Annotated in this window: 15 protein-coding genes; 9 read left to right on the top strand and 6 right to left on the bottom strand. The window is 37.7% G+C overall.

Features of this window, described 5'->3' with window-relative positions; genetic code table 11:
• The first annotated feature begins 22 nt into the window (after positions 1–22).
• The 3 genes from AC07YC_RS01830 (at position 23) to AC07YC_RS01820 (ending at position 3,171) form a co-directional block, all read left to right on the top strand.
• Positions 23–1,369, top strand: a complete 1,347-nt coding sequence (locus tag AC07YC_RS01830) for a sodium-dependent transporter (protein ID WP_494918240.1) — start codon at positions 23–25, stop codon at positions 1,367–1,369.
• 192 nt (positions 1,370–1,561) lie between these two features.
• Positions 1,562–2,896 (top strand): type I glutamate--ammonia ligase, encoded by a 1,335-nt coding sequence (glnA, locus tag AC07YC_RS01825; RefSeq protein WP_494918239.1) that lies wholly within the window; start codon positions 1,562–1,564, stop codon positions 2,894–2,896.
• Between the two features lie 77 nt (positions 2,897–2,973).
• Positions 2,974–3,171, top strand: a complete 198-nt coding sequence (locus AC07YC_RS01820; RefSeq protein ID WP_494918238.1) for a hypothetical protein — start codon at positions 2,974–2,976, stop codon at positions 3,169–3,171.
• A gap of 45 nt (positions 3,172–3,216) precedes the next feature.
• On the opposite strand, the gene AC07YC_RS01815 is transcribed toward AC07YC_RS01820, so the two are convergent.
• Positions 3,217–3,570: an NUDIX hydrolase gene (locus AC07YC_RS01815; protein WP_494918379.1), complete on the bottom strand. Its 354-nt coding sequence runs from the start codon at positions 3,568–3,570 to the stop codon at positions 3,217–3,219.
• A 196-nt stretch (positions 3,571–3,766) separates the two neighbouring features.
• Between AC07YC_RS01815 and AC07YC_RS01810 the strand changes: the two genes are divergently transcribed.
• Entirely contained in the window at positions 3,767–5,062 is a 1,296-nt protein-coding gene (locus tag AC07YC_RS01810; protein WP_336634229.1) for a helix-turn-helix domain-containing protein, read from the top strand.
• A 34-nt stretch (positions 5,063–5,096) separates the two neighbouring features.
• Here the strand turns inward: AC07YC_RS01810 and AC07YC_RS01805 are convergent, their stop codons facing one another.
• Entirely contained in the window at positions 5,097–6,503 is a 1,407-nt protein-coding gene (locus AC07YC_RS01805) for a M20 family metallopeptidase (protein ID WP_494918237.1), read from the bottom strand.
• A 26-nt stretch (positions 6,504–6,529) separates the two neighbouring features.
• The gene (locus tag AC07YC_RS01800; protein ID WP_494918236.1) at positions 6,530–7,768 is read right to left on the bottom strand and encodes an MFS transporter; all 1,239 of its coding nucleotides are present in this window, start codon (positions 7,766–7,768) and stop codon (positions 6,530–6,532) included.
• A gap of 285 nt (positions 7,769–8,053) precedes the next feature.
• On the opposite strand from AC07YC_RS01800, the gene AC07YC_RS01795 reads away from it, so the two are divergent.
• Together AC07YC_RS01795 and AC07YC_RS01790 are read left to right on the top strand one after the other, a co-directional pair.
• On the top strand, positions 8,054–8,917 hold the full coding sequence (locus AC07YC_RS01795; RefSeq protein ID WP_096363786.1) for an AraC family transcriptional regulator: 864 nt from the start codon (positions 8,054–8,056) through the stop codon (positions 8,915–8,917).
• A gap of 166 nt (positions 8,918–9,083) precedes the next feature.
• Positions 9,084–9,587 (top strand): pyridoxamine 5'-phosphate oxidase family protein, encoded by a 504-nt coding sequence (locus AC07YC_RS01790; RefSeq protein ID WP_494918235.1) that lies wholly within the window; start codon positions 9,084–9,086, stop codon positions 9,585–9,587.
• Between the two features lie 45 nt (positions 9,588–9,632).
• Here the strand turns inward: AC07YC_RS01790 and AC07YC_RS01785 are convergent, their stop codons facing one another.
• A complete protein-coding gene (locus AC07YC_RS01785) occupies positions 9,633–10,139 on the bottom strand; it encodes a GNAT family N-acetyltransferase (protein ID WP_494918234.1) in 507 nt (168 codons plus the stop codon).
• Between the two features lie 135 nt (positions 10,140–10,274).
• Between AC07YC_RS01785 and AC07YC_RS01780 the strand changes: the two genes are divergently transcribed.
• Positions 10,275–11,045 (top strand): GNAT family N-acetyltransferase, encoded by a 771-nt coding sequence (locus tag AC07YC_RS01780; protein ID WP_494918233.1) that lies wholly within the window; start codon positions 10,275–10,277, stop codon positions 11,043–11,045.
• Between the two features lie 35 nt (positions 11,046–11,080).
• Here AC07YC_RS01780 and AC07YC_RS01775 read toward each other — a convergent pair whose 3' ends face one another.
• On the bottom strand, positions 11,081–11,344 hold the full coding sequence (locus AC07YC_RS01775; RefSeq protein WP_336634223.1) for a Parvovirus coat protein VP1-like protein: 264 nt from the start codon (positions 11,342–11,344) through the stop codon (positions 11,081–11,083).
• Positions 11,345–11,527: 183 nt separating this feature from the next.
• Between AC07YC_RS01775 and AC07YC_RS01770 the strand changes: the two genes are divergently transcribed.
• Positions 11,528–12,577 (top strand): DUF418 domain-containing protein, encoded by a 1,050-nt coding sequence (locus AC07YC_RS01770; RefSeq protein WP_494918232.1) that lies wholly within the window; start codon positions 11,528–11,530, stop codon positions 12,575–12,577.
• A gap of 95 nt (positions 12,578–12,672) precedes the next feature.
• Here AC07YC_RS01770 and AC07YC_RS01765 read toward each other — a convergent pair whose 3' ends face one another.
• Positions 12,673–13,146 carry a YbaK/EbsC family protein gene (locus AC07YC_RS01765; RefSeq protein ID WP_008174582.1) on the bottom strand — a complete coding sequence of 158 codons (474 nt, stop codon included), beginning with the start codon at positions 13,144–13,146 and terminating at the stop codon, positions 12,673–12,675.
• Positions 13,147–13,341: 195 nt separating this feature from the next.
• On the opposite strand from AC07YC_RS01765, the gene AC07YC_RS01760 reads away from it, so the two are divergent.
• Positions 13,342–14,490 (top strand): PstS family phosphate ABC transporter substrate-binding protein, encoded by a 1,149-nt coding sequence (locus AC07YC_RS01760; protein ID WP_494918230.1) that lies wholly within the window; start codon positions 13,342–13,344, stop codon positions 14,488–14,490.
• The last annotated feature ends 14 nt before the right edge of the window (positions 14,491–14,504 follow it).

Raw genomic sequence — 14,504 nt, 5'->3', positions numbered from 1 at the left:
AAAGTTAGAGGAGTATGAAGAGATGAGTGGAAAAAAAGGACAGTGGTCTAGTAAGTTAGGATTTATTTTAGCATCAGCAGGTGCTGCGATTGGACTAGGAGCGATTTGGAAGCTCCCGTATGTAACCGGACAAAGTGGCGGAGGGGCGTTTTTCTTAATCTTTGTATTGTTTACATTGTTAATTGGGCTCCCGATGCTATTATCTGAATATATTTTAGGACGAGGTACACAGTCAGAGGCGATTACTGCCTATAAAAAAATGGCTCCTACGAAAAAGGGATGGGCATGGATTGGCCGCATGGGTGTTCTCGGATGTTTTTTATTACTAACATTTTATAGCGTTGTCGGTGGCTGGATTTTTATTTATAGTGGGCTAGGCGTAGCGGGTGCTGTCATTGATCCGGCTATTGATCCTGGTGAACTATTTGGAAAGATAATTGGTACACCTTGGATTACAATTGTAGGTTTGGCTTTGTTTACATTAGCAAACGTACTTGTTATTTCGTTAGGTGTCCAAAATGGTATTGAAAAGGCGAATAAATGGATGATGCCATTGCTCTTTATTATGTTCATTGTCCTAGTGATACGTGCTGTCACATTAGATGGCGCCGTGGAAGGGGTAAAATTCTTTTTATGGCCTGATTTTTCAAATATTACAGGAAAAGCCTTATTAGAAGCTTTAGGGCAATCTTTCTTTGGGTTAGCCGTTGGATTTTCTTGCCTTGTTACATATAGTTCCTACCTCAAAAAAGATGTGAGTTTACCGAATTCAGCAGGCTCCGTCGTTATGCTAACGGTACTTGTTTCATTTTTAGCTGGACTAGCTATCTTCCCGGTCGTTTTTGCTTTTGATTTAGAGCCGGCAGCTGGGCCAGGCTTGTTATTTATGGTGTTACCGACAGCATTTAGCCAAATGCCATTTGGGGAAGTATTTTTAGCGATGTTTTTATTATTATTTTTATTTGCCACATTAACGTCCTCGTTTAGTTTATACGAAATTATTGTTGCGGCGTTTATGGAAAATAGTCAGAAGTCTCGTCTCGTATGGACTTCGTCCCTAGGTATAGTCGTCTTTCTTGCGGCCATCCCAGCATCCCTTTCCTCTAGCCTGCTAGCGGATGTATCGGTTTTTGGGAAGAATATTTTTGATGCAACTGACTTTTTAGTATCAAACTTAATGCTGCCATTGGGGAACTTGTCCATTGCGATTTTTATTGCATATGTAGTGGATAAGGAATTTGTGAAAAGAGAACTGCTAATGGGAAGCCAGATGGGGCAGGGGTATTATACGATTTACAGGATGTTGATGTTAATCATAGTACCTGCTGTCATACTCGTAGTATTCGTTAATATGCTATTTCAATTTTAAAAATATATATAAGGTGTATCCATTTAGTAAATGGGTACGCCTTTTTTTATGTATCGAAATTCAAGATAAATATATTCTAAAAAAACGATGTTATAAAACCTTACGTACATATTGCTAATAACAATAAAATGATGTATTTTAAAAGCAGTTATAAAAAATGTGTTAACTAAATTTACATTGGAGTGGTGGAAAATGAAACATTATACAAAAGAAGGTATTATACGCCGAGTAAAGGAAGAAAATGTGAAGTTTATTCGCCTACAATTTACTGATATATTAGGAACGATTAAAAATGTAGAAGTACCTGTGAGTCAATTAGAAAAAGCTTTAGACAATAAGGTTATGTTTGATGGCTCTTCGATTGAAGGCTTTGTACGTATAGAGGAATCTGATATGTATTTAAGACCAGATTTCAATACATTTGTCATTTTTCCTTGGACAGCTGAAAAAGGTAAGGTGGCACGCCTTATATGTGATATTGCAAGGCCAGATGGGTCCCCATTTGAAGGAGACCCACGCTCCAATTTAAAGCGCGTTTTAAAGGAAATGGAGGAGTTAGGTTTCACTTCCTTTAACTTGGGCCCAGAGCCAGAATTTTTCCTTTTTAAGCTGGATGAAAAGGGGCATCCGACACTTGAGCTAAATGACAGCGGAGGTTATTTTGACTTAGCTCCGACAGATTTAGGGGAGAATTGTCGTCGGGATATTGTTTTAGAGCTAGAAGGGATGGGCTTTGAAATTGAGGCTTCTCACCATGAAGTAGCACCTGGACAGCATGAAATTGATTTTAAATATGCTAGTGCCATTGAAGCATGCGACAATATTCAAACTTTTAAATTAGTCGTAAAAACAATTGCTGCACAGCATGGGCTACATGCAACATTTATGCCGAAGCCACTATTCGGAGTTAACGGCTCTGGTATGCATTTTAATCTATCATTATTTGAAGGGGATAAAAATGCATTTTATGATGAACACGCAGAACTTCAATTAAGTGCAACAGCTCGTAGCTTTATGGCAGGAATCATCCAACATGTACACGGATTTACGGCCATTACGAATCCGCTTGTTAATTCTTATAAACGATTAGTCCCAGGCTATGAGGCTCCATGCTATGTTGCGTGGTCTGCTCAAAACCGTTCACCACTTATTCGTATACCGGCAGCTCGAGGATTATCAACTCGTGTTGAATTACGTTCAGTTGATCCAGCAGCGAATCCTTATTTAGCAATGGCTGTAATCTTGGCTTCGGGGCTTGATGGCATACGCAAGGATTTAACGCCTCCAGCAGCGGTAGATCGCAATATTTATAAAATGACAGGTCCAGAGCGTGAATTAAATGGCATTGATAGCTTACCTTCTTCATTAGAGCATGCGTTAATTGAATTAGAAATGGATTCAGTTGTACGAGATGCACTAGGTGATCATATTTATGAAAAGTTTAATGCTGCCAAAGAAATTGAATGGGATATATACCGCACACGGGTCCATAACTGGGAGCGTGAGGAATATTTAACGATGTACTAAAAAATATTGGAGCTAAAAAGCTCCAATATTTTTATATTGACTTTCATACCCTTTATTAAAGAAAAGGGGTGTGGGCAATGACACAAATGACTCAAGTTGTGACAATTCAAAACAACGATATTGTGCAATTTGAACATGATATTAATCGGGCTTTATTAGATTTAAGTTACTTCTTCATACTTGATATCAAATACAATACTCTCTATATCGGAGAACAAACGGTCATCCATTCTGCCTTAATTATTTATCAACATCCAGACGAGAATAGCCATTAATTTTATATGTAAAAGGATGGTCATGTCGAGAAGACGTGACTTTTTTTATGGAAATAGAGATAAGAGAAATGGTCGATCTTCTGGGAATGTCAATGCTAGTCGTGCGACATCATCTTTAGATTGCCATGCGATATCATAAATTAATTCGTCAGGATCATGAATGGTCATTTGTCCGCCAATGACGACGGCTTCAAAGTAATGGACTTCTACATCTGCCTTATTTTTTCTATACATTTCCTTTAGGATAGTAACTGTATAGCCTGTTTCTTCGTATACTTCGCGAATACAGCATGACTGAAAATTTTCCATTGCCTCCTTTCCACCAGAAGGTACAGCCCAAGTTTTTTCTTCCTCCTTTGTACCTTGCAAAACCATTAATAGACGATTTTCTGCGTTCATACAAATAGCGGCAGAGCCTTGCCATTTAACCAAATGAATAACCTCCCAACTAGCTTGTCAATTTTATGTTTACTTAAAATGGTATTGTTGTAAATCATGTAATAGCTTCTATATGAAATGTATATGCATTCTATATTGTTTTGATATAATATAATTATCAAATTTTTCATGTGGATTGAACAGAGGAGGGGTATTCTTGAAAATACGATTAGGTCTTTTAGGTCCTTCAGACTCAATTGAATTTGTTGAATCTGTCCTGAAAAATTGGCCAGAATTTATCTGTACATCGATAGAATGTCTAACAGAAGAGCATTTAGAGGAGAAAATAACTCCGCTACTTATGGAAGAAATGGATATGTGGTTATGTACAGGGCTAATTACATATAATATTGTACAAAGCTGGAATCAGCTAGAAACACCTATTTTTTATGTTGTTTATAAAGGCTCATCCTTATACAAAACGGTATTAAGAGTATTATATGAACGTAAAATTGAGGTCAATGAAATTAGCTTCGATGCTGGTAATAGTGTTACATGGGAGCAAGCTTTAGTAGAGGCGGGTATCGAGGAAAAACCAAAGTTTGTTGAGTCAGACACGATTTCGTTAAATGAACTTGTCCAATACCATTTTAAACTGTGGGAAAGTGGTCAAACAAAGGCAGCCATTACAGGGCATCCTATACATCATGAATTACAACGTCTTGGTGTACCAACTTATCGTTTGTTTCCATCCTCTATGGCAGTAGAGGCGGTTATTACAAATATGCTACGGACATATGAAATGCTTCGGTATAAGGCTACACAAATTGCTGTTCAAATTATTGAGATTGATCCTTTTTTAGAGATGGCTAAGGATAACTTCTCAACGAATGAGCTATTTAGAATTGAGCTAAAGATGATGGAGCATTTACTGAGCTATACAAAAAGTATTCATGGCTCCATTAAGTCCACAAGTTTTGGGCGTTATATCATATTTACGACTAGAGGATTAATGGAAGACATTACGAGGAATTTTAGCCAAATGCCTGATATGGAAGATTTCACAATGCTAGATCAAGAGGCGATGACTTGTGGAATTGGCATTGGACAAACGGTTTATGATGCAGAGATAAATGCGGGTAATGCCCTCCTTCGTGCCAAGGAATGTGGAAAGGGTTCATGGATGGTTTGTTTTGATAATAAAAAAATAGCGGGACCATTAGGCAAGCCAGAGCAGCTTACCTATTCTTATACGTCAGAACAATTAGAAACACTTAGTCAAGAAACTACACTTAGTGTCATGACCTTAAATAAATTGAAGTCCTCGTTGAAAAAATTAGCCAGTGATGAACTGAATGCCAATGAACTTGCCACCTATATGCAAATTCCTGCAAGAAGTGCCCGTAGAATATTAACGACACTTGAGGAAAAGGGGTTCGCTGAAGTAGTTGCTGAGGAAAAACCTCATACAAGAGGACGTCCACGCAAGGTTTATAAAATTTTTCCATTGTAAAAGAGAGTCCTTGTAACAGGGACTCTCTTTATGTTTAAGAACGAATTTTGTATTGCTTAACATCTGATGGAAGAGGGCTTGTATACACCTCGCCAGCACGGCGATCAACCAATTCCGCTTGCGCTTGATCAATCAGCTCAGGCTGCTGAAGAATATCTAGTGCGGTGGCAGCCAAAATTTTTCCCGCGTGAAGCATGCCTTTATGTGCCAATGAAGTTGTCCCTGTAGCTACAATTTGCCAAGTATGAAGCGGTGTTCCTAGTGGTTCACATGCCGTCATACATTGAGCAGTTGGGACAATCCAGCTAACATCACCAACATCTGTAGAGCCAGCCATAAACGCATCGGACATAAACGGATCGATGACATCAGCTATTGCTTTCCCAGCAAGCTTTTGATTTCTCTGAACATCCATTTTCTTTTCCTCTTCAGATAATGTTTCGCGAATAGCCTCCGCAAAATGAAGCTCCGCATCTGTATAGGATGGTGTGCCTAATTTTACAAAGTTATCATACATAACTTGTTCCAATGTTGTATTAGGAATTACATTCGAGAGAGCTGAGGCAAGATCAATGTCTAGCTCTGTGCCCGTCATAAGGGCTGCACCACGAGCAATATCACAGATACGCTGATAAATATCGTCTGTTTGAGATACTCTTGGAGCTCGAACAAAATACAATACTTCTGCCTCTGCTTGTACGACATTTGGAGAAGAACCACCTGTATTCGTAATGGCGTAATGTACACGTGCCTCTGGAATAATATGTTCGCGTAAATAATTAACGCCAATATTCATAAGCTCTACAGCATCAAGAGCACTTCTACCTAAGTGTGGACTAGCAGCTGCGTGAGCACTTTTTCCTTTAAATTTAAAATACACCTCGTAACAGGCAAGGGTCGCAACAGACATAATATTATTCGTCGTACCTGGATGCCAAGATAGGGCAATATCTACATCATTAAACATGCCTTCTCTGGCCATAAATGTTTTGCCACCACCAATTTCCTCACCAGGACATCCGTAATAGCGTACTGTTCCAGTTATATTATTTTCTTGCATATAATCACGGAGTGCTATGGCTGCCGCTAGAGAGCCAGTACCTAATAAATTATGACCACAGCCATGCCCATTGCCGCCAATTTGTTGTGGATTAGGCTGCGCTATTCCACCATTTTGGCTTAAACCAGTAAGAGCATCAAACTCGCCTAAAAATGCAATGACGGGTTTTCCACTACCAAAAGAACCAATGAAGGCGGTTTCAATATTGGCCACACCTTGTTCCACCTCAAATCCTTCCTCTGCTAATGTTTGACATAATAGCTTGGCCGACTTAAATTCTTCAAAACCTGTTTCAGCATATTCCCAGATTTGATTACTGACTTCAATTAACTTTTCTCGTTTATCCTCAATAATTTGCGATAATCTACTTTGACTAGTCAAAGAAACTCACCCCTATTTACCATATTTTAAGATTGATCAATTAAACTACTATTCTTAGACGGAATTTTATATAATGCAGCACAAATTATAACGATCACCAAGGCTCCAATAAGGAAGAAGAATGCGGCTTGGAATGATCCGCCGAAACCATCAATTAGAGCACCCATAGCTGTTGGTGCAATAAAGCCTGCCATACCACTAGCAAAATACATCATTCCTAAAAACGAACCAATAATTCGTTGTGCAACATACTTAAGAGGAATGGCTAGTATGGCCATTGAAATTGCTGAATCACCAATGGAGAAAAGGCTCTGATAGGAAATAGCTACTTGAATACTAGATGCATTAAACATCAAATATAAGCAAATGCCAGACACTATCGCACCAACTAAAACGATTATTTTTTCTTTTCCAGCCAAAGCTTTATCAATTAAGAACCCTGTGACAATTGCAGCTATTAATCCACAGGCTTGTGGAATCATGGCAAGTGATCCTACTTCTCGTAAATTTAAATGTTGAGTTTGCTCCAAATAGGAAGGTAACCAAGAGGAGAAGCCCCAATGGACAGTACTTGAGCAAAAATACATGATGACTAGAATCCATAAAAATGAACTTTTATAAAGTTCTTTTATTGGACGATCAGGCGAATTACCCACAGCTGCGTCCTGTTGCTTGTCAAGCTTTGGTGGATTGTAATACTTAAAGAGTAAAAGAGTGACGATTAAACCCACACCACCAATAAGGTAAAACATAGTGCGCCATCCCCAAGTATCTGCAATTAAACCAGCTAAATATAAAGCAAGGACACCACCGATTAATTGAGCCGCTAGTAGCATCGACTTTGCCCGAGCCCGAACATCTTTTTTAAATATCTCCGTAATGGCCACGCCGCTACCTGTTGGTAAACCGCCATCCCCTAGACCTAGAATAAAGCGAATAACTAAAATACCCATAAAAGAGCCAATCATCCCAGTCAGTAGGGAGAAGAGGGAAATCATGAACACTGCAATTACAATGATCTTCCTTGACCCGAACTTGTCAGATACCCATCCAGCAACCAATGTCATTAGTGCGCTGCTGAGCCAAAAGCTACTGATGACCATGCCGCTTTGTGTTTGTGTTAAATGTAATTCTTTACTGATTGGAATAATCGCCACGTTCATGCCGAACAATGTTAATGAATCGACTAACCATGCTAGAAACAGTAATGAAAAGATAAAATTACGTTTACTAGCACTCATTTGCGTATGTAAAACATTCATCATATTTCTTCCTCCTTTGGAAAGATCCCAGCATTACCCTCCTTTTATTTAAGGATAATAAAGGTCTTGTCCGTTATTATAAATATATTATTGTTATTTTTCAATATATTTCGATATTTAGTACAATGGAATTTAGAGGAGAAAGAGTAAAAAGCGTATGTAAAGTACGAAATTAAGAATTATGATCGTGATGAAAAACTGCTTCTAAATGTACCTGTCCAAAGTTAGCATAAAAAGACAGGCTGGAAAGCATGAACTATTTTAAGATGTTATCAGGGAGTGAGAGCAATGAGTTGGATTGAGTCGATTCAAAAAGCCATTAATTTTATGGAAGATCATTTATTAGAAAACATAACCATTGAACAAATTGCACAGGAGGTTAATTCATCTGTCTTTCATTTTCAGCGAACATTTGCAATTTTAACGGATATGTCGATTGCGGATTATTTAAGACGGAGGAGATTAACATTAGCAGCTCAGGAATTAATGGATACAGATCAAAAAATAATCGATCTCGCCTACAAATATGGCTATGAAACTCCTGAAGCCTTTACAAAAGCGTTTCGTAAACAGCATTATGTAACGCCGAGTGAAGCGAGAAAGAGGCAAGGACCATTACAATCATACAATCGCCTGGTTATTCAGGTAAGCTTGAAGGGAGCAGAACCAATGAAGTATAAAATCGTAGAAAAAGACAAGTTTCAAGTTGTTGGGGTAAAAAGAACGTACAATTGCCAAGATGGAGAGAATACTCGAGAAATTCCATTATTCTGGCAGGAAATCAATGAGAGTGCCTTCGATCAGCAGCTATATCAATTAAATAATGGCAATATCAATGGGGTACTGGGCGTTTGTGTACCAAATACAAGCCAAGGACAACAGGGTTTCATTGATTACTGGATTGCTACGAACCATGAAGGGGATGTAGGAGAAGATCTATTAACAATGGAAGTGCCTGCATCAAAATGGGTTGTATTTGAGGTACATGGCCCTATGCCAGATGCCATGCAAAATACGTGGAAACAAATATATTCAGAATGGTTCCCATCCAATCCATATGAGCCAGCAGGAACAGCGGAGCTTGAGGTGTACCCTGAAGAAGATGCATATAGTCCTGATTCATACTCAGAAATTTGGATTCCAATTAAATAACGATAAAATAAAGCCGAGAATGCTAAACAAATGCATTCTTGGCTTTACTTATTGTCGAAAGAAAAAATATCTTTTTTAGGTATCATAAAGATGTAAAATATATATATGTTTTAGTGTAAACGATTTTATTTAAATCGATCCATATTTTGGTGAGGGGGGTTAAAGTATGATAAGAGGTATGATACAAAATAAACGGGTAGAAATTTCTAATGATGAAGCACAGCAATTTTTAAAGATGGGGAAAGTAGCACATGTTGCGACGGTTGATGAGGAAGGATACCCTTATGTAATTCCATTTATTTATGTGTATGAAGGAAATGATACACTTTATTTGCATATCGGTAATATCCGAGAAAGCCATTTTTGGTCCAATATTAAACAAAACCCCAAAATCAGTATAGAAGTAAGTGAAATGGGCGATTTACACCCAGGGAAAAAATACGCTTGTCAATCTGCACTTGTCTACCAAAGTGTAGTGCTATTTGGACAAGTTGTAAGAATTGAAGAGGAATCAAGGAAGGAATGGTTCTTTGATGCGCTTTTAGAGAAGTATGGTAATCCTGAATGGACATTTGAAAAAGAGGGCTATCCAATTATGCCTAAAATAGAGTTATTCGAGGTACAAATAGAAAAGGTGACGGGGAAAATTAATCACGGCATGTATCATTAAGCAAAAGGCTAAGAATGGTTATATATCCATTATTAGCCTTCTATATTACCCTTTACATAGTGTGTATACTTGTAAATGCTCTTCAGTGCTATCATAGCCCTGTAAAATAAAATTCAATTTCTGTAAAACTTTGATGGAATTACTATTCGCGGCATCGACCTTTGCTACAATTGTCGTCATCTCCAAATGTGTAAAAGCAACGTCGATTAAAGCGATAATAGCTTCTGTGGCGTAGCCCTTACCCCACTGAGTCTTCGCCAAGTCATAGCCGATTTCTGCGGTAGCTTTATCGAAATCTACGTTATTAAACCCACAGGAGCCAATGATACAATTGCCTATCTTTTTAATGATAGAATAGCGAATGGCCCTATGTTCATTAGCTAATTGATTGAGTAAGTCAATCATCTCTAGCGCTTGCTCTTCGTGTGTAAAGCTTGAGATATTCATAAATTTGGTCACAGCAGGATCTGACCAAATCGCCCATAAACTTTTAGCGTCAGCACTAGCCACTTTGCGTAATAATAATCTTTCCGTGTCCATACATTCAATCAATACTTTTACCTCCAAGATTTTAATGATGTTGGATGAAAAATATTGCTATCTGTGCATCATTCAGTCCCTTCAACTAGATCTATATTTTATTATAAAATATAAGGTACTTAATGCCAATAAAAGGGGGAAAACGTCGTGATAAAAGTTACAGCGAATCATTATCCAATTATTAAACAAAACATTCTAAGGGCTCCAACATTTGTTTATAGTATTCTTGATCAATTAATAGAAGGGACAGTCTATGCAGATACAGCTACTTTTCAAACACTCCTAATACACACAAAATCAGGAATTTATTTTGTATATGGTGATTCAACTACAACTGAGATTGACCGTCAGCTTGCCATTTGCCTCGAGCAATCTGTAGAGCAAGGGAAACGCTTTACCTTATTTTCTTATTCAGAGCAATGGAATACTAAAATTGAACAACTTTTAAATGGGCAGCTTAGAAAATTAGAACGCTATACCTTTACATTTGATAAAAGCTTGTATGGTGGGACGGACAAGCAAGAAGTATCCAATTTTGAGGTCATGCCAATTACTCAACATCATATAAATAACGCAATGGAGTTTACATCTGCTTACTATGATGAATATTGGGATTCTACGGCTCATTTCCTGACAAATGGTTTTGGCTTTTGTCTCATACATAATGAGCAAATCGTCAGTGAAGCCGTCTCTATTTTTAAATCAAATGACTATGCGGAAATTGATATTATGACAGATTCGAAGTATAGAGGTCAGGGATTGGCTAGTTTGATCGCAACAACATTTATCAATCATTGTTTGGCCAATGAGCTAAAGCCTTGCTGGGATTGTGATATCTCCAATACGGCATCCATTTATTTAGGGACAAAGCTCGGCTTTACAGCTCCACAGAAATATGCGATTTATACAAAAAAGTAGCCCACGCTGTTTTCAACAGAACGTGAGCTTCATTGTTAAAAGAATCGATTACGTAGTTCGAATACCCGATTGAATAGTCTTGCATCTCTCGCCATCTTATTGGGTGCCTGCATGTGAGGTCTGAGGCATTGCTGAAATAGTTCATCACAATATCTTATGCTACCGTAACGATCATAGCATTCATCATGTTGTTTACAGCAACTATCCACAGCATTTGTGGGCTGACCTGGTCCCGAGCAACCAGGTCCACAGTATCGATAGCCCGGGTAACAAAAACCAAATTTGCGATTTCTTTTCATCGGAGAAACCTCTTTTCTACTATGTTCTTACTATAAAGTATGTTATTTTTTTCGGGAGAATCGGATAAAAAACTATAAAGTTAATCTTTTGATTTGTAAGGTTCCTGTAAGCTTAAAAAAAAATAGTTGTAAGGATGAAGAGTTATGCTAGCTATAGCATAAAAGATAAGGAGTTATTTGAACATGAATCCATCCGTTACACAAAAAGAACGAATTCTTTCCTTGGACATTATTCGAGGATTAGCGTTATTTGGCATTTTATTTATTAATGTAGGCGCCTATCAGGTCATAATAGAGGGCGGCCCTATGCCTGATTATAGTGGCATCAATGGTGTGATTGATTCACTTATTGATATCTTTATTGAAAAAAAATTCTTTTCAATCTTTTCATTCCTTTTTGGTGTTGGTTTTTATATTTTTGCATCTCGGGCAGAAGCTCGCGGGGATAAACCAAAACGACGCTTTGCAAGACGTTTAGTTGCATTATTGATTATTGGTATCATTCATATTTTCCTGTTTTGGGGTTCAATCTTAGCTATCTATGCAGTTATTGGTTTTTTATTGCTACCATTTTACTCTGCGAAAATTTCAACAATTTGTAAATGGCTTTTTACAATCATTACACTTCATATTCTTGCTATAGTAGGTCAAATGTATATGCCAACTAGTTCGATAATGGCCACTATTTTAGGTCTTTTAGGGAATGATGCTATCGCTATATTTATCATGTTTTTAAGTGGATTTTTAGTAGCGAAAGTTGGTTGGATTGGTCATATTGGCGCTCATATCCAAAAAATAAAATGGCTGCTTCTTGTTACAGGCCCATTCTTTATTGGTTTTTCACTATGGATATGGTTTGCCTCACAAGCTGATGACCAACAGTTACAATCTATTATTGGTTTAGGAGTAGTTCCGACAACATATTTTTATTTAGCTTGTTTATTTACTATCTTAGAGAATCGACAAATAGCGAAAATTTTTCAGCCAATCGGACGAGTGGGACAAATGGCATTTACCAACTATTTAGCCCAAAGCTTTATTGGTATGGCCATCATCTCGATTATGGGCTTAGAAGTCGTTTCACCTTCAGATATTGTAGTAATCGCAAGCATTATTTTTATCATCCAAATTATCTTTAGCATGATTTGGTTCAAATTCTTTTCCATTGGTCCATTTGAAAAGCTTTGGCGCTATATGACATATGGTAAAAAGATTGTGACAAAGCAATCATAAAAGCTCTATGATTTTTTCATTGATGAAAGAGAATAGGAGAAATAACGAACAAAAATCGGTGAGACTGTTGAAAAGTTTCACCGATTTTTGTTCGTCTAATCATGCCAGCCCTTACAGACATCAATCCATTCTTCATAGGGCGTATAGGTTTCAAGCTCAGAAATAGTAACCTCAATCGCAGAATTACTACTGCCACATGCAGGAAATACCGTTGTAAACCGTTTAAGGGATTCATCTAAATAAATAACAACACCTTCATTCACACCAAAGGGACAAACTCCGCCAACATCATGACCAATCATAGCTTCCACATCATCTTTGCCTAACATCTTTGCTTTTGTCCCAAACACTGCTTTATATTTGGCATTATCGATTTTTGCATCACCGGCTGCCACAATTAATATAGCACCATCATTGACAAGAAAGGATAAAGATTTTGCTATGCGAGCAGGCTCACAGCCAAGTGCCTGAGCTGCTAATTCAACAGTTGCAGAGCTCTCCTCTAACTCTTGTATTTTGTGTTCCACATGCCATTGGGCTAAATGGCTGCGTACTTTTTCTATTGCCATATGTACATTCCTCCTAATCATCCAGTTATGCCTTGGCTATTTTTTCCATAATAGTAGGCGTGATCTTGTTTCAAACAGATGTCGAATCAAGATAAATTTAATCTTAACATAATTTTCAGAATATATTATTGCGAATGCCTGCTTTTTCTAGTACGATTAAATTGAAAGTGTAAAATTACACTGGAGGGTTGCGTCTTGATTAAATTTTTACAAATCGTGAGCATTATGATTGGTTTATCAGTAGTGACAGTAATGGTAGCACTTATTGTCATTCTGAATGGTCATTTGCACTTTCTACCACTAGTTTATACAGTCCCCGTTTGTTTATTTGTGTTGCTTGTTGGTGGAATATTTAATTGGATACATACAAAAAAGAAAAGGAGATGGTTAATGAGTGTATTAGGTGTAGCAATAGTAATTGCTTTAATACCTCCTATTCAACATTATTATAAGCTGACTATTCCCACTGTAGATGCAGAAATTGATGTATCTGCCTATCAACCATTTACGCAGGGCAATCAAGTAGTAAAGCCTGACGAAAAAGCCTCCTTACAATTGACAGAGTCATTACCGCGTTTAGATGGAGCCACGGCTATGTATCCTTTATATGCAGCTTTTGTAGAGGCTACTTATCCTAAAGGAGACTACCAGCCATATAATAGTAGGGTCCAAGTGAGCCGTACGCCAGAAGCCTATCAAAATTTAATAGCGGGAAATGTGGATCTTATTTTTGTGGCAGCACCTTCTGCCTCCCAAGAATGGCAAGCAGAAAAAGGAGGACTGACATTTGATATGACACCAATAGGGCGAGAGGCATTTGTTTTTTTTGTCCATCATAAAAACAGTGTAGATAATGTTACATTGGAACAGGTGAAGAAAATATATGCTGGTGAAATAACCAATTGGCGTGATGTAGGCGGTGATGATGAAGCCATCCGTGCTTTCCAGCGTCCGGCGGATAGTGGAAGTCAAACGGCACTAGAAAAATTAATGGGCAACATGTCGATTATGAAAGCACCTTCTGAAAATATTGCCTCAGGAATGGGTGGCATTATCCATGAAGTATCACAATATCGAAATTATAAAAATGCGATGGGTTATACGTTTAGATATTATTCGACAGAAATGGTTCAAAATAAAAAAATCAAATTACTATCCATTGATGGAGTAGCTCCAACTAAAGAGAATATTCGAAATGGAACATATCCATTAGTATCCGAGTTCTATGCGGTCACTACAGGGGCAGAAAATGAAAATGTTCAAAAGCTAATGGATTGGATACTTACCGATGAAGGTCAAGCATTAGTAGAAAAAGTCGGCTATGTCCCAGTGGAAAATTATTAAATAGTTTGCTATAC

This window comes from Lysinibacillus sp. GW247-5R2A (assembly GCF_059424475.1).
The sequence above is the reverse complement of the archived record's forward strand: the minus strand, read 5'-3'. Positions and strand labels throughout refer to the sequence as shown.

Excerpts from the sequence above, each read along its gene's own strand:
- AC07YC_RS01830 (WP_494918240.1), top strand. The coding sequence starts at position 23 with ATGAGTGGAAAAAAAGGACAGTGGTCTAGTAAGTTAGGATTTATTTTA.
- glnA (WP_494918239.1), top strand. The coding sequence starts at position 1,562 with ATGAAACATTATACAAAAGAAGGTATTATACGCCGAGTAAAGGAAGAA.
- AC07YC_RS01820 (WP_494918238.1), top strand. The coding sequence starts at position 2,974 with ATGACACAAATGACTCAAGTTGTGACAATTCAAAACAACGATATTGTG.
- AC07YC_RS01815 (WP_494918379.1), bottom strand. The coding sequence starts at position 3,570 with ATGAACGCAGAAAATCGTCTATTAATGGTTTTGCAAGGTACAAAGGAG.
- AC07YC_RS01800 (WP_494918236.1), bottom strand. The coding sequence starts at position 7,768 with ATGATGAATGTTTTACATACGCAAATGAGTGCTAGTAAACGTAATTTT.
- AC07YC_RS01795 (WP_096363786.1), top strand. The coding sequence starts at position 8,054 with ATGAGTTGGATTGAGTCGATTCAAAAAGCCATTAATTTTATGGAAGAT.
- AC07YC_RS01790 (WP_494918235.1), top strand. The coding sequence starts at position 9,084 with ATGATAAGAGGTATGATACAAAATAAACGGGTAGAAATTTCTAATGAT.
- AC07YC_RS01775 (WP_336634223.1), bottom strand. The coding sequence starts at position 11,344 with ATGAAAAGAAATCGCAAATTTGGTTTTTGTTACCCGGGCTATCGATAC.
- AC07YC_RS01770 (WP_494918232.1), top strand. The coding sequence starts at position 11,528 with ATGAATCCATCCGTTACACAAAAAGAACGAATTCTTTCCTTGGACATT.
- AC07YC_RS01765 (WP_008174582.1), bottom strand. The coding sequence starts at position 13,146 with ATGGCAATAGAAAAAGTACGCAGCCATTTAGCCCAATGGCATGTGGAA.